The sequence below is a fragment of the Mesorhizobium sp. M0938 genome (genome assembly GCF_040319125.1).
Taxonomy (GTDB): Bacteria; Pseudomonadota; Alphaproteobacteria; order Rhizobiales; family Rhizobiaceae; genus Mesorhizobium; species Mesorhizobium robiniae.
In genome coordinates this window covers 1-846 of record NZ_JAMYNS010000057.1, presented here as the reverse complement: position 1 = coordinate 846, position 846 = coordinate 1, and the positions used below count along the sequence as shown (strand labels likewise).

Genomic DNA, 846 nt, shown 5'->3' with positions numbered 1-846 from the left:
TTCGCAACCCGTTCGACGCCGAAGTCCCACTATGCCCGCGCCTTCGTCAGTTTGGCCCGATACTCCTCGTCCAGGATCGCGGGCAGAGATATTTTTTTGGTTCGCGCACCGTCGACCGAGATCATTTCACCGCTAACGAAACTGGAATCCTCGCTAGCCAACCAAAGCACCGCATTGGCTATATCCTTCGGAAAGCCAGTCCTTCCCACCGGGTGAAGTTGTCCCAATTCCCGCTCGATCAAGCTTCGGTCCGGGTGCATCTCGACGTACGCACGATTAAGATCGGTATCAATCCAACCGGGGCACACGGTATTACAACGTATGCCATCCGGCCCGAGGTCCACTGCCAGTCCCAGCGTAAGACCATGCACGCCGGCCTTGGTGGCGGCGTAGGCAGTATGCCAAGGGTTGACCATATAGCCCTCGACCGATCCGATGTTGACGATCGTTCCCGCGCCGGTACGCCTCATTTCCGGGACGACATACTTCGCCATTAAAAACGGGCCACGGAGATTTACCGCCATAAGCCTGTCCCAATCCTCGGCAGTCTGCTCGTCGATCGACTTATGAATGACCAGACCGGCATTGTTGATTAGGACGTCGATCCTGCCAAACTTCTGCAGGACGTCGTCAACGAAGGTGCGAATCGAGACCTCCTTTGTGACATCGAGAGACATAAACGTGAGCCTCTCGACGCCGTCGGAACCGGCGGAGCGGCCGTCACGCAGATCGCCCACGACAACCATGGCGCCTTCATCAGTGAGCTTCTCAGCAATTGCTCGCCCTATGCCTTGATTGCCGCCGGTGACGATGGCAACCTTACCTTCTAGCCGATTACCCAAGAAT

1 protein-coding gene is annotated in these 846 nt (G+C 56.7%); it reads right to left on the bottom strand.

The window, feature by feature from the left end; translation table 11 throughout:
- Positions 1-29: 29 nt before the first annotated feature.
- The coding region (locus NKH73_RS32535) for an SDR family NAD(P)-dependent oxidoreductase (RefSeq protein WP_352939612.1) at positions 30-846 on the bottom strand (817 nt) is incomplete at its 5' end.